Annotated in this window: 29 protein-coding genes and 2 pseudogenes; 30 read left to right on the forward strand and 1 reads right to left on the reverse strand. The window is 61.8% G+C overall.

Annotated features, from left to right (window positions below; all coding sequences use genetic code 11):
* The first annotated feature begins 98 nt into the window (after positions 1-98).
* From KQH60_RS04765 to tatC, 25 genes and pseudogenes are all read left to right on the forward strand, one after another.
* Positions 99-944, forward strand: coding sequence for an ABC transporter ATP-binding protein (locus KQH60_RS04765; protein ID WP_237575409.1), 846 nt, complete (start codon positions 99-101; stop codon positions 942-944).
* Positions 945-947: 3 nt separating this feature from the next.
* Positions 948-1,715, forward strand: coding sequence for a lipid asymmetry maintenance ABC transporter permease subunit MlaE (mlaE, locus tag KQH60_RS04770; protein ID WP_237575410.1), 768 nt, complete (start codon positions 948-950; stop codon positions 1,713-1,715).
* An 86-nt stretch (positions 1,716-1,801) separates the two neighbouring features.
* On the forward strand, positions 1,802-2,380 hold the full coding sequence (mlaD, locus tag KQH60_RS04775; protein ID WP_237575500.1) for an outer membrane lipid asymmetry maintenance protein MlaD: 579 nt from the start codon (positions 1,802-1,804) through the stop codon (positions 2,378-2,380).
* An 11-nt stretch (positions 2,381-2,391) separates the two neighbouring features.
* Positions 2,392-3,414 carry a VacJ family lipoprotein gene (locus tag KQH60_RS04780; RefSeq protein WP_237575411.1) on the forward strand — a complete coding sequence of 341 codons (1,023 nt, stop codon included), beginning with the start codon at positions 2,392-2,394 and terminating at the stop codon, positions 3,412-3,414.
* A 98-nt stretch (positions 3,415-3,512) separates the two neighbouring features.
* The gene (locus tag KQH60_RS04785; RefSeq protein ID WP_237575412.1) at positions 3,513-4,151 is read left to right on the forward strand and encodes a phospholipid-binding protein MlaC; all 639 of its coding nucleotides are present in this window, start codon (positions 3,513-3,515) and stop codon (positions 4,149-4,151) included.
* A complete protein-coding gene (locus KQH60_RS04790) occupies positions 4,148-4,423 on the forward strand; it encodes an STAS domain-containing protein (protein WP_237575413.1) in 276 nt (91 codons plus the stop codon). Before KQH60_RS04785 ends, KQH60_RS04790 begins: the two co-directional genes overlap by 4 nt.
* Positions 4,424-4,597: 174 nt before the next feature.
* Positions 4,598-5,524: an ABC transporter ATP-binding protein gene (locus tag KQH60_RS04795; RefSeq protein WP_237575414.1), complete on the forward strand. Its 927-nt coding sequence runs from the start codon at positions 4,598-4,600 to the stop codon at positions 5,522-5,524.
* On the forward strand, positions 5,521-6,276 hold the full coding sequence (locus KQH60_RS04800; protein ID WP_237575415.1) for an ABC transporter permease: 756 nt from the start codon (positions 5,521-5,523) through the stop codon (positions 6,274-6,276). The genes KQH60_RS04795 and KQH60_RS04800 overlap by 4 nt, the downstream gene beginning before the upstream one ends.
* Before the next feature lie 78 nt (positions 6,277-6,354).
* Entirely contained in the window at positions 6,355-6,594 is a 240-nt protein-coding gene (locus tag KQH60_RS04805; protein ID WP_237575416.1) for a BolA family protein, read from the forward strand.
* Positions 6,595-6,708: 114 nt separating this feature from the next.
* Positions 6,709-7,962 (forward strand): annotated as a pseudogene (gene murA, locus KQH60_RS04810) (UDP-N-acetylglucosamine 1-carboxyvinyltransferase); the annotation flags it as partial.
* Positions 7,963-8,111: 149 nt separating this feature from the next.
* Positions 8,112-8,858: an ATP phosphoribosyltransferase gene (gene hisG, locus KQH60_RS04815; RefSeq protein ID WP_237575417.1), complete on the forward strand. Its 747-nt coding sequence runs from the start codon at positions 8,112-8,114 to the stop codon at positions 8,856-8,858.
* Positions 8,859-8,888: 30 nt separating this feature from the next.
* Positions 8,889-10,211 carry a histidinol dehydrogenase gene (gene hisD, locus KQH60_RS04820; protein WP_237575418.1) on the forward strand — a complete coding sequence of 441 codons (1,323 nt, stop codon included), beginning with the start codon at positions 8,889-8,891 and terminating at the stop codon, positions 10,209-10,211.
* A gap of 40 nt (positions 10,212-10,251) precedes the next feature.
* Complete coding sequence (hisC, locus tag KQH60_RS04825; protein ID WP_237575419.1) at positions 10,252-11,322, forward strand: histidinol-phosphate transaminase; 1,071 nt, start codon at positions 10,252-10,254, stop codon at positions 11,320-11,322.
* 48 nt (positions 11,323-11,370) lie between these two features.
* Positions 11,371-11,958: an imidazoleglycerol-phosphate dehydratase HisB gene (hisB, locus tag KQH60_RS04830; RefSeq protein ID WP_237575420.1), complete on the forward strand. Its 588-nt coding sequence runs from the start codon at positions 11,371-11,373 to the stop codon at positions 11,956-11,958.
* 71 nt (positions 11,959-12,029) lie between these two features.
* Positions 12,030-12,435, forward strand: a pseudogene (locus KQH60_RS04835) (MarC family protein); the annotation flags it as partial.
* Positions 12,436-12,587: 152 nt separating this feature from the next.
* Positions 12,588-13,229 (forward strand): imidazole glycerol phosphate synthase subunit HisH, encoded by a 642-nt coding sequence (gene hisH, locus KQH60_RS04840; protein ID WP_237575421.1) that lies wholly within the window; start codon positions 12,588-12,590, stop codon positions 13,227-13,229.
* A 207-nt stretch (positions 13,230-13,436) separates the two neighbouring features.
* Positions 13,437-14,186, forward strand: a complete 750-nt coding sequence (gene hisA, locus KQH60_RS04845) for a 1-(5-phosphoribosyl)-5-[(5-phosphoribosylamino)methylideneamino]imidazole-4-carboxamide isomerase (RefSeq protein WP_237575422.1) — start codon at positions 13,437-13,439, stop codon at positions 14,184-14,186.
* 83 nt (positions 14,187-14,269) lie between these two features.
* Positions 14,270-15,043 (forward strand): imidazole glycerol phosphate synthase subunit HisF, encoded by a 774-nt coding sequence (gene hisF, locus KQH60_RS04850; protein WP_237575423.1) that lies wholly within the window; start codon positions 14,270-14,272, stop codon positions 15,041-15,043.
* Position 15,044: 1 nt separating this feature from the next.
* Complete coding sequence (gene hisI, locus KQH60_RS04855) at positions 15,045-15,446, forward strand: phosphoribosyl-AMP cyclohydrolase (protein ID WP_237575424.1); 402 nt, start codon at positions 15,045-15,047, stop codon at positions 15,444-15,446.
* Positions 15,443-15,868, forward strand: coding sequence for a phosphoribosyl-ATP diphosphatase (locus KQH60_RS04860; protein WP_237575425.1), 426 nt, complete (start codon positions 15,443-15,445; stop codon positions 15,866-15,868). The genes hisI and KQH60_RS04860 overlap by 4 nt, the downstream gene beginning before the upstream one ends.
* A 29-nt stretch (positions 15,869-15,897) precedes the next feature.
* Positions 15,898-16,305 (forward strand): hypothetical protein, encoded by a 408-nt coding sequence (locus KQH60_RS04865; RefSeq protein WP_237575426.1) that lies wholly within the window; start codon positions 15,898-15,900, stop codon positions 16,303-16,305.
* A 24-nt stretch (positions 16,306-16,329) separates the two neighbouring features.
* The gene (locus KQH60_RS04870; RefSeq protein WP_237575427.1) at positions 16,330-16,692 is read left to right on the forward strand and encodes a histidine triad nucleotide-binding protein; all 363 of its coding nucleotides are present in this window, start codon (positions 16,330-16,332) and stop codon (positions 16,690-16,692) included.
* A 33-nt stretch (positions 16,693-16,725) separates the two neighbouring features.
* Complete coding sequence (gene tatA, locus KQH60_RS04875) at positions 16,726-16,959, forward strand: Sec-independent protein translocase subunit TatA (RefSeq protein WP_237575428.1); 234 nt, start codon at positions 16,726-16,728, stop codon at positions 16,957-16,959.
* A 33-nt stretch (positions 16,960-16,992) separates the two neighbouring features.
* Positions 16,993-17,523: a Sec-independent protein translocase protein TatB gene (gene tatB / locus KQH60_RS04880; protein WP_237575429.1), complete on the forward strand. Its 531-nt coding sequence runs from the start codon at positions 16,993-16,995 to the stop codon at positions 17,521-17,523.
* A 44-nt stretch (positions 17,524-17,567) separates the two neighbouring features.
* On the forward strand, positions 17,568-18,350 hold the full coding sequence (gene tatC / locus KQH60_RS04885; RefSeq protein ID WP_237575430.1) for a twin-arginine translocase subunit TatC: 783 nt from the start codon (positions 17,568-17,570) through the stop codon (positions 18,348-18,350).
* 53 nt (positions 18,351-18,403) lie between these two features.
* On the opposite strand, the gene KQH60_RS04890 is transcribed toward tatC, so the two are convergent.
* Positions 18,404-19,606, reverse strand: coding sequence for a Do family serine endopeptidase (locus KQH60_RS04890; protein ID WP_237575431.1), 1,203 nt, complete (start codon positions 19,604-19,606; stop codon positions 18,404-18,406).
* Positions 19,607-19,625: 19 nt separating this feature from the next.
* Here KQH60_RS04890 and KQH60_RS04895 point away from each other — a divergent pair, with 19 nt between their 5' ends.
* The 5 genes from KQH60_RS04895 (at position 19,626) to KQH60_RS04915 (ending at position 24,331) form a co-directional block, all read left to right on the forward strand.
* The gene (locus KQH60_RS04895) at positions 19,626-20,372 is read left to right on the forward strand and encodes a Nif3-like dinuclear metal center hexameric protein (protein WP_237575432.1); all 747 of its coding nucleotides are present in this window, start codon (positions 19,626-19,628) and stop codon (positions 20,370-20,372) included.
* Positions 20,373-20,836: 464 nt separating this feature from the next.
* Entirely contained in the window at positions 20,837-21,457 is a 621-nt protein-coding gene (petA, locus tag KQH60_RS04900; protein WP_237575433.1) for a ubiquinol-cytochrome c reductase iron-sulfur subunit, read from the forward strand.
* On the forward strand, positions 21,458-22,843 hold the full coding sequence (locus tag KQH60_RS04905; RefSeq protein WP_237575434.1) for a cytochrome bc complex cytochrome b subunit: 1,386 nt from the start codon (positions 21,458-21,460) through the stop codon (positions 22,841-22,843).
* Positions 22,844-22,875: 32 nt separating this feature from the next.
* Positions 22,876-23,625 (forward strand): cytochrome c1, encoded by a 750-nt coding sequence (locus KQH60_RS04910; RefSeq protein ID WP_237575435.1) that lies wholly within the window; start codon positions 22,876-22,878, stop codon positions 23,623-23,625.
* A gap of 94 nt (positions 23,626-23,719) precedes the next feature.
* Positions 23,720-24,331, forward strand: coding sequence for a glutathione S-transferase N-terminal domain-containing protein (locus KQH60_RS04915; RefSeq protein WP_041753298.1), 612 nt, complete (start codon positions 23,720-23,722; stop codon positions 24,329-24,331).
* Positions 24,332-24,352 lie beyond the last annotated feature (21 nt).

A 24,352-nucleotide genomic window follows, 5' to 3' on the forward strand; every position in this document is an offset into this window, starting at 1 on the left:
CGCGAAGGCGGCATATAAGCGGTCTTGCGCACAGTTCACGTCGGGGTTTTAGGCGGCAGATCCGCTTTAGGCCCTATAATCCGCGTTCCGTGCTTTTGATGACCGCCTACGTGCCGCCCACCACCTCCGATATCCTGCTTGAGCTGCGCGACGTTGCTTTCGGCTACAGCGCTGAGCGGCTCGTGCTCCAGAACCTGAACATGCGTTTCAAGCGTGGACAGGTGGTTGCGATCATGGGCGGCTCCGGGTGCGGCAAGACGACGGTGTTGCGGCTCATCGGTGCGCAGGTGCGTGCCAACCGAGGCCAGGTGCTGTTCCGTGGCGAGGACGTTGGTGCAATGGGCCCCCAGGCGGTCTACGCAGCGCGGCGCAAGATGGGCATGTTGTTCCAGTTCGGGGCGTTGTTTACTGACATGTCGGTGTTCGACAACGTCGCATTCCCGCTGCGCGAGCATACGGACCTGCCAGAGGAGTTGATCCGCGATCTCGTGTTGATGAAACTCAACGCGGTCGGCTTGCGCGGCGCACGCAACTTGGTGCCGTCCGAAGTGTCGGGCGGCATGGCGCGCCGGGTTGCGCTGGCCCGGGCGATCGCGCTCGACCCCGAACTGATGATGTACGATGAGCCGTTCGCGGGACTGGATCCGATCTCGCTGGGCATTACCGCGAAACTGATCCGTACCCTCAATACCGCGCTCGGCGCCACGTCGATCCTCGTGACGCACGATGTGCCGGAGTCGTTTGCGATCGCAGACTACGTGTATTTCATTGCGAATGGACGGGTGCTTGCCGAGGGTACGCCCGCGCAGTTGCGCGCGTCGCAGGACCCGAGCGTGCGGCAGTTCATCGACGGCGCGCCTGATGGTCCCTTTCATTTTCACTATGCGAGCGCGCCGCTGGAGGCGGACTTCGGTCTTGGCGTCGCGCCGCGCGCAGGAGAGTAGCGCATGATCGCCACGGTTGGCCGCGCCGTTCTCGACGGCCTTTCGCGCACGGGCTACGGCGCCCGCATGTTCGCGCGGCTTGCATCGGAGTGCTTCCCATTGCTGCGGCGCCCGCGCACCGTCACCCAGCAGATCCACTTCCTGGGTAATTATTCACTTGTCATCATCGCCGTTTCAGGGTTGTTCGTCGGCTTCGTTCTGGGCTTGCAGGGCTACAACACGCTGAATCGCTACGGCTCCGAGCAGGCGCTCGGGCTGTTGGTCGCGCTGTCGCTGGTGCGCGAGCTGGGGCCGGTGGTTACCGCGCTGCTGTTCGCCGGACGCGCTGGTACGTCGCTGACCGCGGAGATCGGCCTGATGAAGGCGGGCGAGCAGTTGAGCGCGATGGAAATGATGGCGGTGGACCCGATCCGGGTCGTCGTCGCACCGCGATTCTGGGCTGGCGTGATCGCGATGCCGATCCTGGCGGCGATCTTCAGCGCGGTCGGCATTGTCGGCGGGTATTTCGTTGGTGTGGTATTGATCGGCGTGGATCCCGGCGCGTTCTGGTCCCAGATGCAATCGGGCGTCGACCTGCGGCAGGACATCGGCAACGGCGTGATCAAGAGCATCGTGTTCGGCTTCGCGGTGACTTTCGTCGCGCTGTTCCAAGGCTATGAAGCCAAGCCGACCCCCGAAGGCGTGTCGCGCGCGACGACTAAGACGGTCGTGTTCGCATCGTTGGCAGTACTCGGGTTGGACTTTCTGCTGACCGCGCTGATGTTCAATTAATGGATGGACCCGGCGCCACGGCGCGCCGGCACGACTGCGTGCGCGATCCCCGTGCGGCACGCAGCGACAACAGCTATTCCGATGGGATGACGATGAAGAAAAACGCTCTGGACTTCTGGGTCGGCTTATTCGTGGTGCTCGGTTTTGTTGCGCTGCTGTTCCTGGCGCTCAAGGCTGGCAATATGAGTTCGCTGTCGTTTCAATCCACCTACTCGGTGAAAATGAAGTTCGACAACATCGGTGGACTGAAGCCGCGCGCGGCGGTCAAGAGCGCCGGTGTGACGGTGGGTCGTGTGCAGAGCATCGGATTCGATACGCAGACTTATCAGGCACTGGTTACGATCGACGTGTTTAAGCAGTACACGTTCCCGAAGGACTCGTCGGCCAAGATCCTAACCGCGGGCCTGCTCGGCGAGCAGTACATCGGCCTGGATCCGGGAGGCGATGAGCAGTTGCTCAAGGATGGCGACACGCTCACGATGACGCAGTCCGCGATCGTGCTGGAAAGCCTAATCAGCCAATTCCTGTACAGCAAGGCGGCGGATGCGGGTGCGGGCAAACCGGCCGCGCCTGCCGCGCCCGCTCCGGCGGTGCCCGGGCCCGCCGGGGCCAGCCTTGGCGCATCTCAAACCCAAGTCGCGCCGGCAAGCGCGACGGCAAACTGAGGGGAAGCAGCATGACAACGATGCGAGCCACCGTTGTGGTTGCGGCCGCTGCGATGGCGCTGGGCGGTTGTGCGACGGTGAAGACGCCGTCGAAGCAAGACCCGCTGGAAGGATTTAACCGGACGATGTTCGAATTCAACGATACGCTGGACCGCGTGGCGATGAAGCCGGTGGCGCGCGCCTATAACTGGGCGTTGCCTCAATTCGCCCGCGATCGTGTGTCGAGCTTCTTCTCGAACATCGGTGACGTGTATATTGCCGCTAACAATTTGTTGCAAGGCAAGATCACCGCGGGCACGGAAGACATCATGCGCGTAGCGATCAATAGCACATTCGGGCTGGGCGGGCTGTTCGACTTTGCCAGCCAGGCCAGGTTGCCGAAACACCAATCGGACTTCGGCGTCACGTTGGGCCACTATGGCGTGCCGCCGGGCCCGTACCTCGTGCTGCCACTGCTTGGGCCCAGCACCGTGCGTGATGCGGCAGGCCTGCTGGTCGACTGGCAGGGCGACCTGACTGCCTATATGCGTCCGATCTGGCTGCGCACGACGCTGTATGGTGTGCGCATCGTCAGTACGCGCGCGGCGTTGCTCGGTGCGACCGACCTGCTGTCTAATGCGGCGCTCGACAAGTATTCGTTCGTGCGCAATGCCCATTTGCAACGGCGCCAGTACCTGATTTCGGATGGCAATCCGCCGCCGCCCGCGTACGACGATGAATCGGGCGCCGACACCGGCCCGACCGACGATGGCGCACCGACGCCTGGCGCCGAAGGTGCGCCGGCTGCCGGTGCTACCGGAACTGCTGGCGGCAGTCTTGCCCACCCGGTGGTGACGCGACCACTGGTACCGGCCGCCGCACCGCGGCCCGACGCGGCGCAGGGGGCATCGGCCCCACAACGGCAGGAGCTGACCGGCGCGGCCGGGCCGGATGCTGCGGCGGCGCGATTGGCGTCGGAGACGCATGTGCCAAGCCAGCAGATGATTCCACCCGGCGGCCGCCCCTATAGCTTTCCGAATCTTCGGTTTAGGTGAGCATGCTTCGCGGCGAATGAAACTCGCACTGTGCAATTCGCTCCAATGTTCGATGATCGTTGACCATAGCGGAAAGAAAAATCGATAGGACTAAGTTAATGAAAAAATTTTTACTGATCCCCGTCGTTGCTACGTTGTTGTCATTCAGTGCCGGTTCATTTGCCGATGCGCCGGCCATTGATATGGGCACACCGGATGGGCTGGTGAAATCGGTGACGACCGATGTGCTGGGCATCGTGCGCGCCGACCCGTCGATCAAAGCCGGCGACATCGATCGGATCACGCAGGTCGTCAACCAGAAGATCCTGCCGTACACTGACTTCGCGAGGACAACGCGTCTGGTCATGGGGCGGCACTGGCGCACCGCGACGCCGCCGCAGCAGCAGCAGATCGTCGAGCAATTCAAGCTGCTGCTGATCCGAACCTATTCCGGGGCGCTGTCGCAGGTGGGCAATCAAGAAATCCGGTACCAGCCGTTGCGCGCGGCGCCGACCGATACCGACGTCGTCGTGCGCTCGACGGTCATCAACAATGGTCAGCCGATCGAGCTCGACTATCGGATGGAGAAGACCGCGCATGGCTGGCGGGTCTATGATTTGAACGTCGCCGGTGCGTGGCTCGTGCAGACATACCAGCAACAGTTCAATGAACAGATCCAGCAACATGGGATCGATGGCTTGATCACCTACCTATCGCAGAAGAATACATCGGCCGCCGCGGCCAAGAGCACATCGTGACGACCTTCGAAATGCACCCGGCACTGACGGTCGCGACGGCGAACGCCACGCTCAAGGCTGGCCTGAACCATATCGCCGGCGGCGCAACCGGTGTGGATTGCGCCCGCCTGCGGCAATTTGATTCGTCGGCATTAGCGGTATTGCTGGCGTGGCAACGTGCGGCTCGCGCGCGTGGCGCCGCGTCGTTCTCGATTTTGAACCTGCCCGACGGATTGGCCAGCCTTGCCCAGGCCTACGGCGTCCAGGCGCTGGTTTCGTCAGGCCGACATTGACGCTGTCACGTCATCCCAGGTGACGGCGCGGACCATGCGAGCGATCGGCTTCCTCGCGGCGACCCGCTGACTTCGCCTATAATCAACGGTTTTTTAGGCGCTTGATAGGCCGCCCGCGCAGCCTGCATGGGCGAGCCTGCACAAACCCTGCCGGCGCCGTCGTGCCGCACACTCATGCCAGCCATAGAAATCCACAACGTCAAGAAGCGCTATCGCGATCTGCAGGCGCTCAAAGGCGTGTCGTTCACCGTTGAAGATGGTGAGTTCTTCGGATTGCTCGGCCCCAATGGCGCAGGCAAGACGACGCTCATCAGCATTCTCGCGGGTCTGGCGCGCGCGCATGAAGGATCGATTGCGGTGCGTGGTCACGATGTCGTGACGGACTTCAGGCGCGCACGGCGCGCGCTGGGCGTGGTGCCACAAGAATTGGTTTTCGACCCCTTTTTTACCGTGCGTGAATGCCTTCGCATCCAGTCCGGCTATTTCGGTTTGGCCCGCAACGACGATTGGATCGACGAGGTGATGGCCAATCTGGACCTGACCGAGAAGGCAGACGTCAACATGCGTGCGTTATCCGGCGGAATGAAGCGGCGCGTACTGGTCGCGCAGGCGCTTGTGCATCGTCCGCCGGTGATCGTGCTGGACGAGCCGACCGCGGGCGTGGACGTAGAATTGCGCCAGACACTGTGGAAATTCATCTCGCGGCTCAACCGCGAAGGGCATACGATCGTGTTGACCACGCACTACTTGGAAGAGGCTGAGTCGCTGTGTGACCGCATCGCCATGCTGCGTCGCGGCGAGATGGTTGCGCTCGAGCGCACCGGTGCGTTGCTGCAGCGCTTCAGCGGACTGCAGTTGTTCGTGCGAGTGAGCGCAGGCAGGGTGCCGGCGCAGGTCAGGGCTCTGGAGATCGGCACGCCCGATCCGGCGGGCCGGCAGCACCTGCTGCGGCTGGACTCGTATGACGACGTGGAGCCGATTCTTGCGCAATGCCGTGCGGCCGGCTGCCGGTTTGACGAGATCGACGTGCGCAAAGCCGACCTGGAAGACGTGTTCGTGCAGATCATGAATGCGCCCGACACTGTGGAGGGGCTGGCATGACCGGCTTCAGGACGCTGTTCTACAAGGAAGTGCTGCGGTTTTGGAAGGTGGCCTTCCAGACCGTGCTGGCCCCGGTGATGACCGCGCTGTTGTACCTGACCATCTTTGGCCACGCGTTGCGTGGTCATGTCCAGGTCTATCCTGGCGTCGAGTACACGAGCTTCCTCATCCCGGGACTGGTCATGATGAGCGTGTTGCAAAATGCGTTTGCGAACAGTTCGTCGTCGTTGATTCAGTCTAAGATTACCGGCAACCTGGTGTTCGTCCTGTTGCCGCCGCTGTCGCACTGGGAGATGTTCGGCGCCTACGTGCTGGCCTCGGTCGTGCGTGGCCTGGCTGTTGGGCTGGGGGTATTCGTCGTGACGATTGCGTTCATCCCGGTGTCGTTCTCTGCACCGCTGTATATCGTCGCGTTCGCCGTGCTTGGCGCGGCGATCCTCGGCACGCTGGGCCTGATCGCCGGGATCTGGGCCGAGAAGTTCGACCAGTTGGCGGCATTTCAAAATTTTCTGATCATGCCATTGACGTTCCTGTCCGGCGTGTTTTATTCGACGCATACGTTGCCGGACCTGTGGCGGCACGTATCGCGCCTGAACCCGTTCTTCTACATGATCGACGGATTTCGCTTCGGTTTCTTCGGTGCGTCCGACGTGGCGCCGCTTGTGAGTCTGACAGTGGTAGGTGGATTTTTCGTCGCCGTCGCGGCATTGGCGGTACGCTTGCTGGCGAGCGGGTATAAGCTGCGCCATTGAAGCATGGGAATCGGTCGAGGCGTCGCGTCTGACGTGCGTCGCGGCTCACACTTGAGAGAATACTGAGAGGAACTTGCGATGTTGCCGACCCCGGAACAAGTCAAGGGATATATTGAAACAGGCTTGCCGTGCGAGCGCGTCGACATCGAAGGCGACGGCCAGCACTTCTTCGCGACGATCGTCAGCTCGGCATTTGAGGGCAAGCAAAGGATTGCACGGCACCAACTCGTCTATGCGGCGCTGGGCGAGCGCATGCGCGAGGAGATTCATGCGTTGAGCATGAAGACGCTGACACCGGCTGAATGGCAAAACCGATGAATCGGGATTCGAGTGCGGATTGAACAAGATAACCTGGGCGTGACGAACGACGCCCCAGTGGCCCAGGCGGTTCACGCGTCGCGCCCGCCGGCCACACAATGCGGAAGCGAATCAATGGATAAATTGCTGATCGACGGTGGCGCTCGCCTCAATGGCGAGATCACGGTGTCCGGCGCCAAGAACGCGACGTTGCCGATCTTATGCGCAAGTCTGCTGAGCGCGGAGCCGGTGCAGTTGGAGAACGTGCCGGACCTGCAGGACGTGCGTACCACGTTGAAGTTGCTCGGCCAGATGGGCGTGCGCTCGGAGGTGAACGGCAACGCCGTGACGCTGGACGCGTCGCAGGTCGACAAGCCGGTGGCGCCCTACGAGTTGGTCAAGACGATGCGTGCGTCGATTCTCGTGCTTGGACCACTGGTGGCGCGCTTCGGTCATGCACAAGTGTCGCTGCCTGGCGGATGTGCAATCGGCGCGCGTCCAGTCGATCAGCATATCAAGGGATTGACCGCGATGGGCGCGCAGATCTCGATCGAGCACGGCTTCATCGATGCGCGGGCGCGACGCTTGAAGGGCGCGCACGTGGTCACTGACATGATTACCGTGACCGGCACGGAGAACCTGCTGATGGCGGCGGTGCTCGCGGACGGGGAAACCGTGCTGGAAAACGCGGCGCGTGAACCGGAGGTCACCGACCTGGCGAACCTGCTGGTCGCGATGGGCGCGAGAATCGACGGGATCGGCACGAATCGGCTCGTGGTGCATGGTGTGCCGCGCCTGCACGGTGCGCGCCACGCGGTCATCCCGGACCGTATCGAGGCCGGCACGTTCCTGTGCGCGGCCGCCGCCACGGGGGGCGACGTCACGCTGCGCGGCGTCACGCCGCTGATCCTGGAGGCGGTTATCGACAAGTTGCGCGAGACGGGCGCGCAAGTGTCGGCCGGCGATGACTGGATCCGCCTGCGGATGCCAGGCCGTGCGCGTGCGGTATCGTTTCGCACCTCCGAGTATCCAGCGTTTCCGACCGACATGCAGGCGCAGTTCATGGCGCTGAACGCCATTGCGACCGGGACGTCACAAGTGGTGGAGACGATTTTCGAGAATCGCTTCATGCACGTGCAGGAATTGAACCGGCTTGGCGCGAACATCACGATTGACGGTAATACGGCGCTGGTGACCGGCGTGGACAAGCTGTCTGGCGCGAAAGTGATGGCCACGGACCTGCGCGCATCGGCCAGCCTGGTCATTGCCGCGCTGGTGGCCGACGGGCAGACGCTGATCGATCGGATTTACCACCTCGATCGTGGCTACGACCGCATGGAGATGAAGCTGGGCGCGCTGGGCGCGTGTGTCAGCCGTATCAGCGCGAATGCACCCAGCAATACGGATGATGCGCGCGGCGATGCCGCGCAAGACGCCGCAGCAACGGCCTTGCAAGACGCCGCCGTGGCTTCGCAAGATGCTATCGGGCAGGCGTGCGCTGCCACGGGCGGGGAGGGTTTGGCCCACGGAGCGGCTGCATGAGTCCGCCGGCCAGCATACCGGGCGCGTTGGCGCCGGTAGTCGGGCCGGGCGCGCCGTTGACATTGGCGCTGTCCAAGGGCCGTATCTTCGAGGAGACGTTGCCGCTGCTGGCGGCGGCTGGGATCACGGTGACCGAGGCCCCGGAGTCGTCGCGCAAGTTGATTCTGCCCACCACGGATTCGGGCTTGCGCGTGATCATCGTGCGGGCGACCGACGTGCCGACCTACGTCGAGTATGGCGCAGCCGACTTCGGCGTGGCCGGCAAGGACGTGCTGCTCGAGCATGGTGGCGACGGGCTGTACCAGCCGATCGACCTAAACATTGCCCGCTGCAGGTTGTCGGTGGCTGTGCCGCAGGGTTTCGATTACGCGAATGCGGTGCGGCAAGGTGCCCGGCTGCGGGTGGCCACGAAGTATGTGAGCAGCGCGCGCGAGCATTTCGCGGCCAAGGGCGTGCACGTGGACCTGATCAAGTTGTATGGCTCGATGGAGTTGGCGCCGCTGGTGGGCCTGGCTGATGCGATCGTCGACCTGGTCAGTTCCGGCGGCACGCTGCGTGCGAATAACCTAGTCGAGGTTGAGCAAGTCATGGAGATCTCGTCGCGGCTGGTAGTCAACCAGGCCGCGCTCAAGCTCAAGCGTACACAACTCAGGCCCATTCTCGAAGCGTTCGAGCGCGCCAGCAAGGGTGGGGTGCAAGCCGTGGCCGGGCGCCGCGCAGAGACCGGGACGCCTGGCGCATGATGCCCGCATCGCGGGACACAAGGAACTCGTATGGCGATCAAGATCCGCAAACTCGACTCTTCTGATGCTAGTTTCAAGCCGGCGCTGGCGGCCGTGCTCGCATTCGAGGCGGGCGAAGACGAAGCGATCGAGCGCTCGGTCGCGCAGATCCTAGCTGATGTCAAATTGCGCGGCGATGCCGCTGTGCTGGAATACACGAAGCGTTTTGACCGGCTGGACGTGGACAGCGTGGCGTCCCTGGAATTGCCGGTTGCCCGGCTGCAGGCGGCACTGGATGCGCTGGAGCCCAAGCGCCGGGCAGCGTTGGAGGCGGCAGCGGCGCGCGTGCACGCGTATCATGACAAGCAAAAAATCGAATGCGGCAGCCACAGCTGGCAGTACACTGAGGCGGATGGCACAGTGCTCGGCCAAAAGGTTACGCCGCTAGACCGCGTCGGCGTATACGTGCCCGGCGGCAAGGCCGCCTACCCGTCATCGGTGCTGATGAATGCGATTCCGGCGCGCGTGGCGGGCGTACGCGAAATCGTGATGGTGGTGCCGACGCCGGACGGCGTGGCCAATGACCTCGTGCTGGCTGCCGCGCTGCTCGGCGGCGTGGACCGGGTGTTGACCATCGGGGGCGCCCAGGCCGTTGGCGCGCTCGCATACGGCACGGATACGATCCCGGCCGTGGACAAAATTTGCGGACCGGGCAATGCCTACGTCGCCGCCGCTAAGCGACGGGTGTTCGGCACGGTCGGCATCGATATGATCGCGGGTCCATCGGAGATCTTGGTGTTGTGCGATGGCACGACCGATCCGCGTTGGGTCGCGATGGACCTGTTTTCGCAGGCCGAGCATGATGAACTCGCGCAGTCGATCCTGTTGTGTCCGGATGCTGCGTTCATCCGGCGCGTTGAGGAGGCGATCGACCAGTTGATCGGGACGATGCCGCGGCGCGACGTGATCACCCGTTCGCTGCAGGATCGCGGCGCGTTGATCAAGGTCCGGGACATGGCCGACGCATGCGCGATCGCCAATGACATCGCGCCGGAGCACCTGGAGGTGTCGGCGCTCGAGCCGCACCAATGGGTGCAGCACATTCGCCACGCTGGCGCGATCTTCCTCGGCCGCTACACGAGCGAGAGCCTCGGCGACTATTGTGCAGGCCCGAACCACGTGCTGCCGACTTCCCGTACCGCGCGTTTTTCGTCGCCGTTGGGTGTGTATGACTTCCTGAAGCGCTCAAGCGTGATTGAGGTGAGCGCCGAAGGGGCGCAGACGCTGGGTGAAATTGCCGCGGAACTCGCGTATGGCGAGGGCTTGCAGGCGCACGCGCGCAGCGCCGAGTATCGGATGAAGAGCGGCGCCTGAGCGCACCGGCGGGCAGGCGGGGCAGCTTGGACACCAGACTATGACGATACCCCAGGACATCATTCGCGCGGATGTGCTTGCGATGACAAGCTATCCGGTACCGGATGCCGCCGGCTTGATCAAGCTGGACGCAATGGAAAACCCCTACGCGCTGCCGCGGCCGCTTGCGGACCGGCTCGGCGAGCGGCTCGCACAGGTTGCGTTGAATCGCTACCCGATGCCACGGCCCGGCGCACTGCTGGACAAGCTCAAGCGCGCGGCACAGGTGCCGGCTGGTTGCGATATGCTGCTGGGCAACGGCTCAGACGAATTGATCAGTCTGATTGCGACCGCGTGCGCGAAGCCGGGCGCTAAGATCCTGGCGCCGGTGCCCGGCTTCGTCATGTATTCGGTGTCGGCCAAGCTCGCCCATCTGGAATTCGTGGGTGTACCGCTGAACGCCGATTTGACGCTGGACGTGGGCGCGATGCTAGAGGCCGTTGCCGCGCACCAGCCCGCGGTGATCTATCTGGCCTACCCGAACAATCCGACCGGCACGCTGTTCGACGACGCAGATCTCGAGCGGGTCGTGCGCGCGGCCGACCGGTCGCTGGTGGTCATCGACGAGGCGTATCAACCGTTTGCGCTGCGCAGCTGGATGTCGCGAGTCGACGAGTTCGACAATGTGGTGGTCATGCGCACCGTCTCCAAGCTGGGCCTGGCCGGTATCCGGCTTGGCTATCTGGTCGGCTTGCCGGCCTGGATCAACGAACTTGACAAGGTGCGTCCCCCGTACAATACCAACGTGCTGACGCAGGCGACGGTCGATTTTATGCTCGATCACCTGGAAGTGCTCGATGCGCAGGCCGCCGAGTTGCGTGCCGAGCGGGCGCGGCTTGCCGAGGCGATCGGCGTGTTGCCCGGTGTTCACGTGTTCCCAAGTGCGGGCAACTTCCTGTTGGTGCGCGTGCCGGATGCCGCTGCGGTGTTTGACGCGCTGCTCGGCGCGCGGATTTTGATCAAAAACGTGAGTAAAATGCATCCATTGCTGGCTGAGTGCGTGCGGATCACGGTCAGCACGCCGGATGAGAATGCACAATTGCTGGCTGCGTTGAAAAATGTGCTGGTTTGATCGCGTGCGAGTCGCCGTTTAATTTTTTCCGCCATTTCAGGAATATCCATGCGTATTGCGGAAGTCGCGCGCAACACGAGCGAAACGCAGATCCGAGTCAAGGTTAATCTGGACGGCACCGGCCAGCAGAGGCTGAACACCGGGGTGCCGTTTCTCGATCACATGCTGGATCAAATTGCCCGCCACGGCTTGATCGATCTTGAGGTCGACGCGCTCGGCGATTGGCACATCGACGACCACCATACGGTCGAGGACACCGGCATCACGCTGGGCCAGGCTGTCGCCAAGGCGATCGGCGACCGTAAGGGCATCCGCCGCTACGGCCATGCGTACGTACCGCTGGACGAAGCATTGTCCCGCGTCGTCATTGATTTTTCCGGACGCCCGGGACTGGAGTTCCATATCCCGTTTACGCGCGCGCGGATCGGCAACTTTGATGTCGATCTAACGATCGAGTTTTTCCGCGGCTTTGTCAATCATGCTGGCGTCACGCTGCATATTGACAACCTGCGCGGCCTGAATGCGCATCACCAGGTCGAGACCGCGTTCAAGGCGTTCGGCCGGGCGCTGCGCATGGCCGCCGAGATCGATGAGCGCGCGGCCGGACAGATCCCATCGACCAAGGGCAGCCTGTAGAACACATTGCCACCGTTGCTCAACCGCGCGTTGCCGGAGACCAGGCCGGTGAGCGCCACCGCGGTACCGCGATGGATCTTCTTAAATCGTTCATCTCGCTGCTTGCGCTGATCAATCCGGTCAGCGCGGTGCCATTTTTCTTGGGCCTAACCGTGAACCAGCGCGCGGCGCAGAAGCGCCGCACAATGCGCGTCGCGTCGATATTGGCGGTCTACGTGATCGCGGTATCGGCCACACTCGGCGAGCGCATGATCCCCTTCTTCGGCATTTCGACGGCGTCGCTCGAGGTCGGTGGTGGGATCGTGATGCTGCTCATGACGATCAGCCTGCTCAATGCGCAAATGGGCAACGCGCGCAGCCACGCCGAGGAACGCGATGAGGCCGAGGTGAAGAACCGCGCGGCTGTCGTGTGCCGCTGGCGATTCGGCTGCTCACGGGCTGCTGACGGGGCTGGGGACGATCAGTACTGTGATCGTGTAGGCGAACAAGTCGCGCCACGGGTTTGAGTTGCTCGAACTGATTGAAAATACTGCTATCGGTACTCAGGTAGCAGGCGGACAGCGCGCGGGACGGGCGGTGCGGCCACCCTGCGCGGATTTGGGAAGGATGTGTATCAAAAGCGGGTTTGCATGAAAACTTCGATAGCAATTGTCGACTACGGGATGGGTAACCTGCGCTCGGTCTGGCAGGCGATGTTGCGCGCCGCGCCACAGGCCGACGTGCAAGTGGTCAGCGACGTGCACAAGGTGCGCGCCGCGCATCGCGTGGTGCTGCCCGGTCAAGGGGCGATGCGCGATTGCATGGCGTCGCTGGCCGCGTCGGGACTGCAGGACGCGGTGCTGGATGCGACACGCACCAAGCCGGTTCTAGGCGTGTGTGTGGGTGAGCAGATGCTGTTCGACTGGAGCGAGGAGGCCAATACGGAGGGTCTGGGCGTGCTGGCCGGCAAGTGCATGCGCTTTCAACTGGATGGCAAGCTGCAGGACGATGGCTCGCGCTTCAAGGTGCCGCAGATGGGCTGGAACCAGGTGCGGCAGACTCGGCCCCACCCGCTGTGGGATGGCATCGCCGACCAGAGCTTCTTCTATTTCGTACACAGCTATTATGTGTTACCCGACGACGCATCTGACACCGTGGGTGAAACCGCATACGGCGCGCCGTTTACGTCCGCGGTAGCACGGGATAACATTTTCGCCACGCAATTCCACCCCGAAAAAAGCGCGGAAGCGGGGTTGCGGCTGTATCGCAATTTTGTCAGGTGGAATCCATGATAATTGCGGGTATCGGGTATCGGGTATCGGGTATCGGGTATCGGGTATTCGGTGTTCGGTGTTCGGTGGTGCGCAGCCTTCGGCACTGGGCCGCGCGCCGGCTGGGGCCGCCTTACAACTTGTACTAAACTAGCAAAGACCTGCCGTCACATTGCAACGTGGTGGCAGCCCGATGAATCTTTCACTCCAGACTGATACGCGATAGTTATGTTGCTCATCCCGGCCATCGACCTCAAGGACGGTCAATGTGTGCGCCTGAAACAAGGCGATATGGACCAGGTGACGGTCTTCTCCGAGGACCCGGCGGCCATGGCCCGTCATTGGGTGGACAACGGTGCGCGTCGGCTTCATCTGGTCGACCTGAACGGCGCGTTCGCCGGCAAGCCGAGGAATGAAGAAGCAATTCGCTCGATCATCGCCGAGGTCGGTGATGAGATTCCCGTGCAACTCGGTGGCGGGATTCGCGACCTCAATACGATTGAGCGGTACCTGGACGATGGACTGTCGTATGTGATCATCGGTACGGCTGCGGTGAAGAACCCGGGATTCCTGCGGGATGCGTGCAGTGCATTTGGCGGCCATATCATCGTCGGGCTGGACGCGAAGGATGGCAAAGTGGCCACGGACGGCTGGAGCAAGCTGACCGGGCACGAGGTGATCGACCTGGCGCGCAAGTTCGAGGGTTACGGCGCTGAGGCGATCGTCTATACCGATATCGGCCGCGACGGCATGTTACAGGGAATCAATATCGAGGCGACCGTGCGTCTCGCGCAGGCGGTCAAGATTCCGGTGATCGCCAGCGGCGGGCTGTCGAACCTGGCCGACATCGACGCGCTGTGCGCCGTCGAGGACGATGGGATCGAGGGTGTGATTTGTGGGCGCGCGATCTATTCCGGCGAGCTCGATTTCACGGCTGCGCAGAACCTTGCCGATTCGCTGCGCGAGTCCAGTGCCTGAGGCTGCGGCGCGCGCCGCGGGCCGGCTGCCCGTGCGCCGCCGTCGCGTGGCCACACGCGTTTCACTTTTCAGCACCTACGTTCATGGCTTTACCAAAACGCATCATTCCGTGTCTTGACGTGACCGCCGGACGGGTCGTCAAGGGCGTCAATTTCGTCGAACTGCGCGACGCCGGCGATCCGGTCGAGATCGCGCGTCGCTACGATGAGCAGGGGGCCGACGAACTCACGTTCCTGGACATTACCGCGACGTCCGACGGGCGCGACCTGATTCTGCCGATCATCGAGTCGGTCGCCGCGCAGGTGTTCATCCCGCTGACGGTCGGCGGTGGCGTGCGCACCATCGAGGATGTACGACGGCTGCTCAACGCAGGCGCCGACAAAGTCAGCGTAAATTCCACCGCGGTGGCCAATCCGCAGTTCGTCCGCGACGTGAGCGAGCGTTACGGTTCGCAGTGCATCGTCGTCGCGATCGACGCGAAGCAGGCTGGCGATTCGCATGAGGCGCTACGTTGGGAGGTGTTCACGCACGGCGGCCGCAAGGCGACGGGGCTCGACGCGGTGCAATGGGCGCGCCGGATGGCGCAGTTTGGGGCCGGTGAGATCCTGCTGACCAGCATGGACCGGGATGGTACCAAGCGTGGATTCGATCTGGCACTTACGCGTGCGGTATCGGACGCGGTATCGGTGCCGGTCATCGCCTCGGGCGGCGTGGGCTCGCTACAGCATCTGGCCGACGGGGTGACCGATGGCCGCGCGGACGCGGTACTGGCCGCTAGCATTTTCCACTACGGCGAATATACGGTCGGCGACGCGAAGCGGTTCATGGCCGAACGTGGCATTGCAGTGAGGCAGTAATATGGGCGGCAATGACTGGCTGGACAAGGTGAAATGGGACGCGAACGGCTTGGTGCCGGTGATCGCGCAGGAAGCGTCGAGCAATGATGTGTTGATGTTCGCGTGGATGAACCGTGAAGCATTGGCCAAGACCATCGAACTGGGGCGCGCCGTTTACTTTTCCCGCTCGCGCAACAAGCTGTGGTTCAAGGGCGAGGCGTCCGGCCATGTGCAGCACGTGCGTGAAGTGCGGCTGGACTGCGACGAGGATGTCGTGCTATTGAAGGTCGAGCAGGTATCCGGCATTGCCTGCCATACTGGACGGCATTCGTGTTTTTTTCAAAAATTCGAAGGCACCGTGGACGACGGCGGCTGGATATCGGTCGACCCCGTGCTGAAGGATCCGGAAAGTATCTATCAATGATTCACGATATTCAACCTGCGCTGCAGGGGGCGGCTGACGCCGTGGGTCCGCGGGACGCGAGTGAGGTCCCGCGCGACGTGTTGCTGCGGCTAGCGGCGACGATCGACGGCCGCAAGGGGGGTAATCCCGAGGCCTCTTATGTCGCGCGACTGTTCCATAAGGGCGACGACGCGATTCTGAAAAAGATCGGCGAAGAGGCGACCGAAGTCGTGATGGCGGCCAAGGATGCGCGCTACGCAGGCTCGAGCGCGACGCTGGTGAACGAGGTGGCCGATCTGTGGTTCCATTGTCTTATCATGTTGTCGCACTATGGTGTGGGACCCAATGACGTGCTGACCGAACTGCAACGCCGCGAGGGCCTGTCGGGCATTGAAGAAAAGGCGTTGCGCAAGCGGCGCGAGCGCGAACACAATGGTGATTGAGCTATCCGGCAGTGCCGTGGAGCGACGCGATGAATGATCCGTTCAATGACAACGAGCGTACGGTGCGCACGCTCCAGCGTGCACCGCTGGACGAACAGCGGCTGCGCTCGCTCAGAACGCTCACCCATCTGTTGTACGCGCTCTATGCGTTATTGTGGTTCACTGGCGGTGTGTCGGCGCTGATCGCTGTCATCGTCAACTACGTCAAGCGTGACGATGTCGCCCACACGCCGTACGCCGCGCATTTCGATTGGCAGATCCGCACCTTCTGGTGGGGATTGGTGTGGGGTGGCGTGGGTTTTGCCACGATGGTGATCGTGATTGGTTTCGCCATCTGGTTCGCTGCCGGCATTTGGGTGCTTTACCGGATCATCAAGGGGTGGCTGTATCTGAACGACAACAAGCCGTTGCCGGTGCGACAGCGGGCGGCGGCATGATGGTGGACTGACTGGGAACATGATATGACGCAATCCGACTGTATCTTTTGCAAGATCGCGAGCGGCGAACTGCCGAGCAAAAAAGTGTTCGAGAACGACGAATTCGTCGCGTTTCACGATCTGCGGCCGGCAGCTGCCGTGCACGTTCTCGTCATTCCTCGAAAACATATCAAAACACTGTCCCATTGCACGGAAGACGATGCGCCGCTGCTTGGTAGAATGACAGTATTAGTCGCGCGTCTGGCCGAGCAATTGGGTTGCGCTTACACCGGTGGGCAGACCGGTTTCCGGACCGTAATGAATAGCGGGCCGGGTGGCGGGCAGGAGGTTTACCACCTGCACGCGCATATCCTTGCCGGCCCACGGCCATGGCTGCGTATGGGCTGACACACCGCACGCAATCGAGATCGGAGAGTTTTTATGGGTTCATTCAGTATTTGGCACTGGCTGATCGTGCTGTTGATCGTTGCGTTGGTGTTCGGCACGAAAAAGCTGCGCAACATTGGCAGCGATCTCGGCGGAGCGGTCAAGGGTTTCAAGGACGGCATGCGCGACGCGCAAGAGGCTGGCACTGATTCGCACAAGGAACTGCCACGCTCCAACACGATCGACGTTGACGCGAAGGAGAAGTCTGGTTCGCGCGATGCGCGTTGAGCATCCGACTCACGCGTTAACTGGCTCCCCGCGATGCTTGACTTAGGCCTTAGCAAGATGGCGTTGATCGGCGTCGTTGCGCTGATCGTGATCGGCCCGAAGAAGCTGCCCGGTGTGGCGCGCACCGCGGGCGCACTGTTCGGCCGTGCCCAGCGCTATGTGAACGACGTCAAGGCGGAGGTGATGCGCGAGATCGAGCTGGACGAGTTGCGCAAGATGAAGACCGACTTCGAGGATGCCGCGCGGAACATGCAAACCTCGATTCACGAGCACGTGCAGCAAGCGCAAACCGAGTTGACCGAGATCTGGCATGATGGCACCGGCCCGAACACGGACAGCGCCGAGCAAGGCGTCGGCGCCGGCAGCACGCCGAATTCAATTTGGCACAACTCGCCCAGTGGCGCGGTACGGGCATCATCGCGCAAAAATTGGCGGGTTAAGCGCACGGCGACACCGGTGTGGTACAAACGGATCGCCGCACGCCGTACCCGTGTGCAGTCGGGCGCGGCTCGTGTGGCGCAGCATACGCCGCCACATCTGCGGCGGCCGATCCGTTTCCTGTGATCCTGCCCCGTTTCCTGTCCACCTTTTTTCCGTCCCAGGCCGCTGTGAGCGAAGCTCCGCAAAATCCGCAGAACGAAGACACCGAAGAAACGTTTATTTCGCATTTGATCGAGTTGCGCACGCGGGTGATCCGCGCCGCCGTCTCGGTGCTGGTGGTGTTCGTGTCGCTGGTCTATTGGGCGCCAGACATTTTCCGGTTGCTGGCTCACCCGCTGATGGTGAACCTGCCCAAGGGCGGCAAGATGATCGTCACCGACGTCACAGGCTCGTTCTTCGTGCCAATGAAGGTGACGATGCTGGTCGCGTTTGTGATCGCGCTGCCGGTGGTGCTGTACCAGATTTGGGCGTTTGTTGCGCCAGGCCTGTACCAACATGAGAAAAAGCTTGTGGTGCCCCTGGTTTCGAGCAGCTACACGCTGTTTCTGTGCGGGATGGCGTTCGCCTATTTCGTCGTTTTTCCGACCGTCTTCCGCGTGATGGCGCACTACAATGCGCCGCTCGGCGCTGAGATGTCAACGGATATCGACCATTACCTGAGCTTCGTGTTGACGATGTTCATCGCGTTTGGCATGACGTTTGAAGTGCCGATCGTCGTCGTGTTGCTCGCGAAGCTGAATCTGGTAACGGTGAAGAAGCTCAAGGAAGTGCGTCCGTACGTGATCGTCGGCGCGTTCGTGGTCGCCGCCATCGTGACGCCGCCCGACGTTTTCTCCCAACTCATCCTCGCGGTGCCGCTGGTCGTGCTATACGAACTCGGGATCATTGCGGCACGGCTGCTGGTTACTCGGCAGCCGGACAGCGAGCCCCAAAGCGAAGAGGCGAAATAGCGGCGCGGCGGGCTATGCGCTCCTTTCTGCTGAGCGCCGCGCGGCCCCGCCCATTACTCATCGTCGTCGCCGTTGTTCAGCGTTTGCTTGGGCGGCGGCGGGCGCTTGCCGATCGTCACGTCGATGTCCATTTCGTGCGACTTGCGCCACAGGTGTACCTTCGCGACCGTGCCGGGCTGAATCAGCGCGATCACATTGAGCAGGCGCGTCGTGTCGGTGATGTCCTCATCGTTGACCTTCACGAGGATATCGCCTGGCTTGATACCCGCCTTGTCTGCCGGTCCGCCTCGTAGCACGCCCGCCACGATCGCGCCCGATTTTTGCTGCAGGCCGAACGATTCCGCGATTTCCGGCGTCACGTCTTGAGGCTCGACGCCGATCCAGCCGCGCGTGACCGTGCCCGTCGTGATGATGCTCTCAAGCACGCTGCGTGCCGTCGACACTGGGATGGCAAAGCCGATCCCCAGTGAGCCGCCGCTGCGCGAATAGATCGCGGTATTGATGCCGAGCAAGTTGCCGTTCACATCGACCAGTGCACCGCCGGAATTACCCGGGTTAATCGGCGCATCGGTCTGAATAAAGTTTTCGAACGTGTTGATCCCCAGGTGATTGCGGCCGAGTGCACTGATAATGCCCATCGTCACTGTCTGTCCAACCCCGAAAGGATTGCCGATCGCCAGCACGATGTCGCCCACGCGCGCATCCTCCATCCGTCCGAGCGTGATCGTCGGCAGATTGGGGAGATTGATCTTGAGCACCGCTAGATCCGTTTCCGGGTCCACGCCGATCATTTTCGCGTTCGCCGTGCGCCCGTCGGCCAACGCGACCTCAATCTCGTCGGCGCCGTCCACCACGTGCTGGTTCGTTAAAATGTAGCCCTCCGAGCTCACAATGACGCCGGAGCCGAGGTTGGACGCGGGCTCCTGGCGTTTGCGCTCGTAATTGCGATCGCCGAAGAAATAGCGGAACAGCGGGTCGTTGGCGCGCGGATCCGGCATCTGAGAGCCGTCCTTGCTGGAAAATACGTTCACCACTGCCGGCATTGCGTGCTGGGCGGCGTCTGCGTATGACGTGACCAGTCCGCGGCTTGCAATGCCCGGGGCGACCTCCTGCAGCGCGACGATCGGGGACGCCAGCTGTTGCCCGAGGTTACCTTGGCGCTGCAGCCACTGCGGCTTCAGCGTCGCGACGATGAACATCAACGCGAGCAGTACCGTCACCGCCTGCGCAAAGAACAGCCAAAAGCGTCTAAGCATTTGAACTTATGGGGCTTGCATGGATCGAAATGAGCTTGAATTGTACTTGAACGGGTTGCTTGAAACCTCCCGGTTCCGGGACTACTGCCCCAACGGGCTGCAAGTTGAGGGCCGTCGCCGGATCGAGAGGGTCGTCACGGGTGTGACCGCTTGCGCGGCGTTGCTCGAGGCGGCGATCGACTGGAAAGCTGACGCGGTGCTCGTGCACCACGGGTATTTTTGGAAGAACGAAGCGCCGCAAATTACGGGCCACAAGTATCGTCGACTGCGCCTTTTGATCCAGAACGACATCAACCTGTTCGCCTACCACCTGCCGCTGGACGCTCACGCGGAACTGGGCAACAACGCGCAACTCGGTGCGCGGATGGGCTGGCTGGCCGACGCGCGGTTCGGCGACAACGAGCTCGGCTTCATCGCCACGCTGCCGATGCCCACGTCGCTGTCGCATCTGGCCGCACAGGTTGGCAATACGCTCGGGCGCGCGCCGCTCGTGCTCGGCGATCCCGATCGCAAGTTGCGCCGTGTCGCGTGGTGTACCGGCGCCGCGCAAGGCTACTTCGACGATGCGATCCGGGCCGGTGCCGATGTCTACCTGAGCGGCGAAGTGTCCGAGCCTACCACCCACTTGGCGACGGAGTCCGGCGTGGCGTATGTGTCGGCCGGCCACCATGCGACCGAACGTTACGGCGTGCAGGCCATCGGGGCTCACTTGGCTGACACATTCGGCTTGGAACATCTGTTCATCGACATCGACAATCCGGTCTAGTCGGGCTGCGTCGATATCTGCGCTGGCAAACCTGCACGCGTTGGTGAGGAATGAGTGACGCGACATATTGTCGCGACTGTGCTGTGCCATGCCATGCTATGTCAGGGGGCGGCATGCGCCGCCGCAGACCGTACTGTCCGCATTCGGCACATCTCCCCGTCCACGTCGGTACATATCGCCCTCCGCATTCGGTACATCGTGCCGCCGGCCTGGACCTCACAGCGGAATGCGCTCGTCAGTCACAGCGCCCGCGCGGATCCCGCGCGACGTCGATTTCACGATTTTATTAAGTACTTGCTTAATCTTAGATGCCGCGCTGTCCGAATCGGTGCCGCCAAACCCTTGCGCAGCAAGCCTTTACTCGGCAGCCGCAACCAAGACTTGTAAATGGCGGCTGCATTCGCGCACACTATAAGTGGGTAGCCGAAGCAAGATTGGAGTCCAACCAAAAAGTGGGGCGTGTGATGCGAGATAAGGAAGACAGTCGCGTCGATGGCAGCCGCCGTACCTGGCTGATAGCGACGTCAGTAGCAGGTGGAATGGGAGGCATGACAACGCTGGTGCCGTTTGCCGCATCGCTGGCGCCCTCCGAAAAAGCCAAGGCCGCAGGTGCGCCGGTCGAAGTGGACATCAGTACCCTACAGCCCGGCGAGATGATGACCGTTGCATGGCGCGGCAAGCCCGTGTGGATCATCAATCGTACCGAGCAGATGCTGGCCGAGGTTACCAAGGCCGACGGCGAGGTCGCCGATCCGCATACTCAGAATCCGTTTTCAATCCCGCTCCCCGAGTATTGCCAGAACGAATACCGCTCCCGTCCCGAGCACAAGAACATCCTCGTGCTCGTGGGTATTTGCACGCACCTGGGCTGCTCGCCGAGCCCGCGCTTTTTGCCGGGTCCCCAGCCGAACCTGCCGGCCAACTGGCCGGGCGGTTGGCTGTGTCCGTGCCACGGCTCGACCTTTGACTTGGCTGGCCGCGTGTTTAAGAACAAGCCTGCACCGCAAAACCTCGATGTACCGCCGTTCATGTTCAAGACGGCCACGCAGCTCGTGATTGGCCAGGATGAAAAGGGAGAGGCGTAAATGGCGATAACGGACAACCCTGACGGAGACACGGGCCTGATTGGCTGGATCGATCGCCGCTTTCCGCTGAGTTCGACGTGGAAGGCGCACGTCTCTGAGTACTACGCGCCGAAAAATTTCAACTTTTGGTATTTCTTTGGCTCACTGGCCCTGTTCGTGCTGGTGATCCAAATCGTCACCGGCATCTTTCTGGTGATGAATTACAAGCCCGACTCGCAGTTGGCGTTCGCGTCGGTCGAATACATCATGCGCGAAGTGCCATGGGGTTGGCTGATCCGGTACATGCACTCGACCGGCGCATCGATGTTTTTTGTCGTCGTCTATCTGCACATGTTCCGGGGGCTGCTGTACGGCTCCTATCGCAAACCGCGCGAACTGATATGGATCTTCGGCTGCTTGATCTTCCTGTGCTTAATGGCCGAAGCGTTCTTCGGTTATTTATTGCCGTGGGGCCAGATGTCGTTCTGGGGCGCGCAGGTCATTGTGAACCTGTTCTCCGCGATTCCGTTCATCGGTCCGGACTTGGCGCTGTGGATCCGTGGCGACTACGTCGTGTCGGATGTGACGTTGAACCGCTTCTTTGCGTTTCACGTGATCGCGATTCCGCTGGTGCTGATTGGTCTAGTCGTCGCTCATATCGTCGCGCTGCACGAAGTGGGCTCGAACAACCCTGACGGCATCGAGATCAAGGCGAAGAAAGACGCAAACGGCGTTCCGCTGGATGGCATCCCATTCCATCCGTACTACTCGGTGCACGACTTCTTCGGCGTCTGCGTCTTCCTGCTCATATTCTGCGCAATCCTATTTTTCGCACCCGAGATGGGCGGCTATTTCCTCGAGGCGAACAACTTCGTGCCGTCCGACCCGCTCAAGACACCGACCGAAATTGCGCCGGTCTGGTACTTCACCGCGTTCTACGCGATGCTGCGTGCGACGACGGACGACTTCAAGATCGCGTTGATGATCGTGGCCGGGTTGCTCGGCGTGTTCGGCTTGATCAAGGCCCGCGGGGGAGTAAAGAAGACGAGCTCGGTCGTGGCCGCCGTGCTCGTGATCCTCGCAATGGTCAGCACCCAGGCCAAGTTCTGGGGCGTCATCGTTATGGGCGGCGCCGTCCTCACGCTGTTTTTCCTGCCTTGGCTTGATCGCAGCCCGGTCAAATCTATCCGCTATCGTCCGGGCTTTCATCGATTCTTCTATGGGATCTTCGTCGTCGTCTTCCTGACACTGGCCTTTCTCGGCACCCGGCCTCCATCACCGGCCGCGACCGTGATCGCGCAGGCCTGCACGCTAGTGTATTTTGCGTTCTTCCTCGGAATGCCGTTCTGGACCCGCCTGGGCACATTCAAGCAGCCGCCCGAGCGCGTGACCTTCAAGCCGCATTGAACGCGGGAACCGGACGCGAACGGAGCATACCGATGAAGAAATGGCTTTCGATACTTGCGCTGCTGGCGGCGGCGCTGGCTACTACGCTGGGCGTGGCCCGTGCCGAGGACGATATCGTCCTCGATCGCGCGCCGGACCGCACCAACAACCTCGCGTCGCTGCAACATGGCGCGCAGTTGTTCGTGAACTACTGTCTGAACTGCCACAGCGCGAGCATGCTGCGCTACAGCAAGCTGCAGTCGATCGGCATCTCGCAGAAGGAAATCGAGGACAACCTGCTATTCAGCGGCGGCAAGGTCGGTGACACGATGACCGTTGCGATGCGCCCGGCCGATGCGCAAGAGTGGTTCGGCGTTGCGCCGCCGGACTTGTCGCTCGAGGCGCGCGCGCGAGGCGTGGACTGGCTGTACACGTACTTGCGCACGTTCTATCGCGACCCGACGCGGCCGACCGGGTGGAACAACCTCGCATTCCCGAATGTCGGAATGCCCCATGTACTGTGGCAACTGCAGGGCGTGCGCGACGCGAAATTTATTGAACATAAAGGTGAGGACGGTGAGGTGACGCACCAGTTCGACGGCTTTACCCAGGTGACCAACGGGATGCTTGCGCCGATAGACTATGATTCGTCTGTCGCCGACCTTGTCTCCTACCTTGCCTGGATGTCAGAGCCGGCACGCAAAACGCGCGAGCGTGTAGGCGTGTGGGTGCTGCTGTTCCTTGGCGTGCTGACGCTGTTCGCCTGGAGGCTTAACGCCGCGTACTGGAAAGATATCAAGTGAACACGCCGTTTGCGGTGTGGGGCTGGCAGCCAAGAAGACCGACATGGGTGGGTCTTCTCAGCGCTGGCCCTTCGGTTTTTTGAGGAAAGTAGAAATGATGGTTTTGTATTCCGGCACCACTTGTCCATTCTCCCAGCGTTGCCGGCTGGTGCTGTTCGAAAAGGGCATGGACTTCGAGATCCGCGATGTCGACCTGTTCAACAAACCGGAGGACATCTCGGTGATGAATCCGTACGGGCAGGTGCCAATTCTCGTGGAGCGCGACTTGATCCTGTACGAGTCGAACATCATTAACGAGTATATCGACGAGCGTTTCCCGCATCCGCAATTGATGCCTGCCGACCCGGTCCAGCGTGCCCGTGCACGGCTGTTTCTGCTCAATTTTGAGAAAGAGCTGTTTGTGCACGTTGGCACGCTCGAGAATGAGAAGGGCAAGACGGCTGAGAAAGCGCACGAGCGCGCGCGTGCGGCGATTCGTGACCGGTTGACGCAATTGGCACCGATCTTCGTCAAGAACAAGTACATGTTGGGTGAAGAATTCTCGATGCTTGACGTCGCGATCGCGCCGCTGTTGTGGCGCTTGGATCACTATGGCATCGAGCTGTCCAAGAACGCGGCGCCGCTGATGAAATATGCGGAGCGCATTTTTAGCCGGCCGGCCTATATCGAGGCGTTGACGCCATCCGAGAAGGTGATGCGTCGTTAAACGGCGGCGGGCTTGCGTCCC

Origin of the sequence: Mycetohabitans sp. B8 (assembly GCF_021991875.1) — a bacterium.
GTDB lineage: Bacteria > Pseudomonadota > Gammaproteobacteria > Burkholderiales > Burkholderiaceae > Mycetohabitans.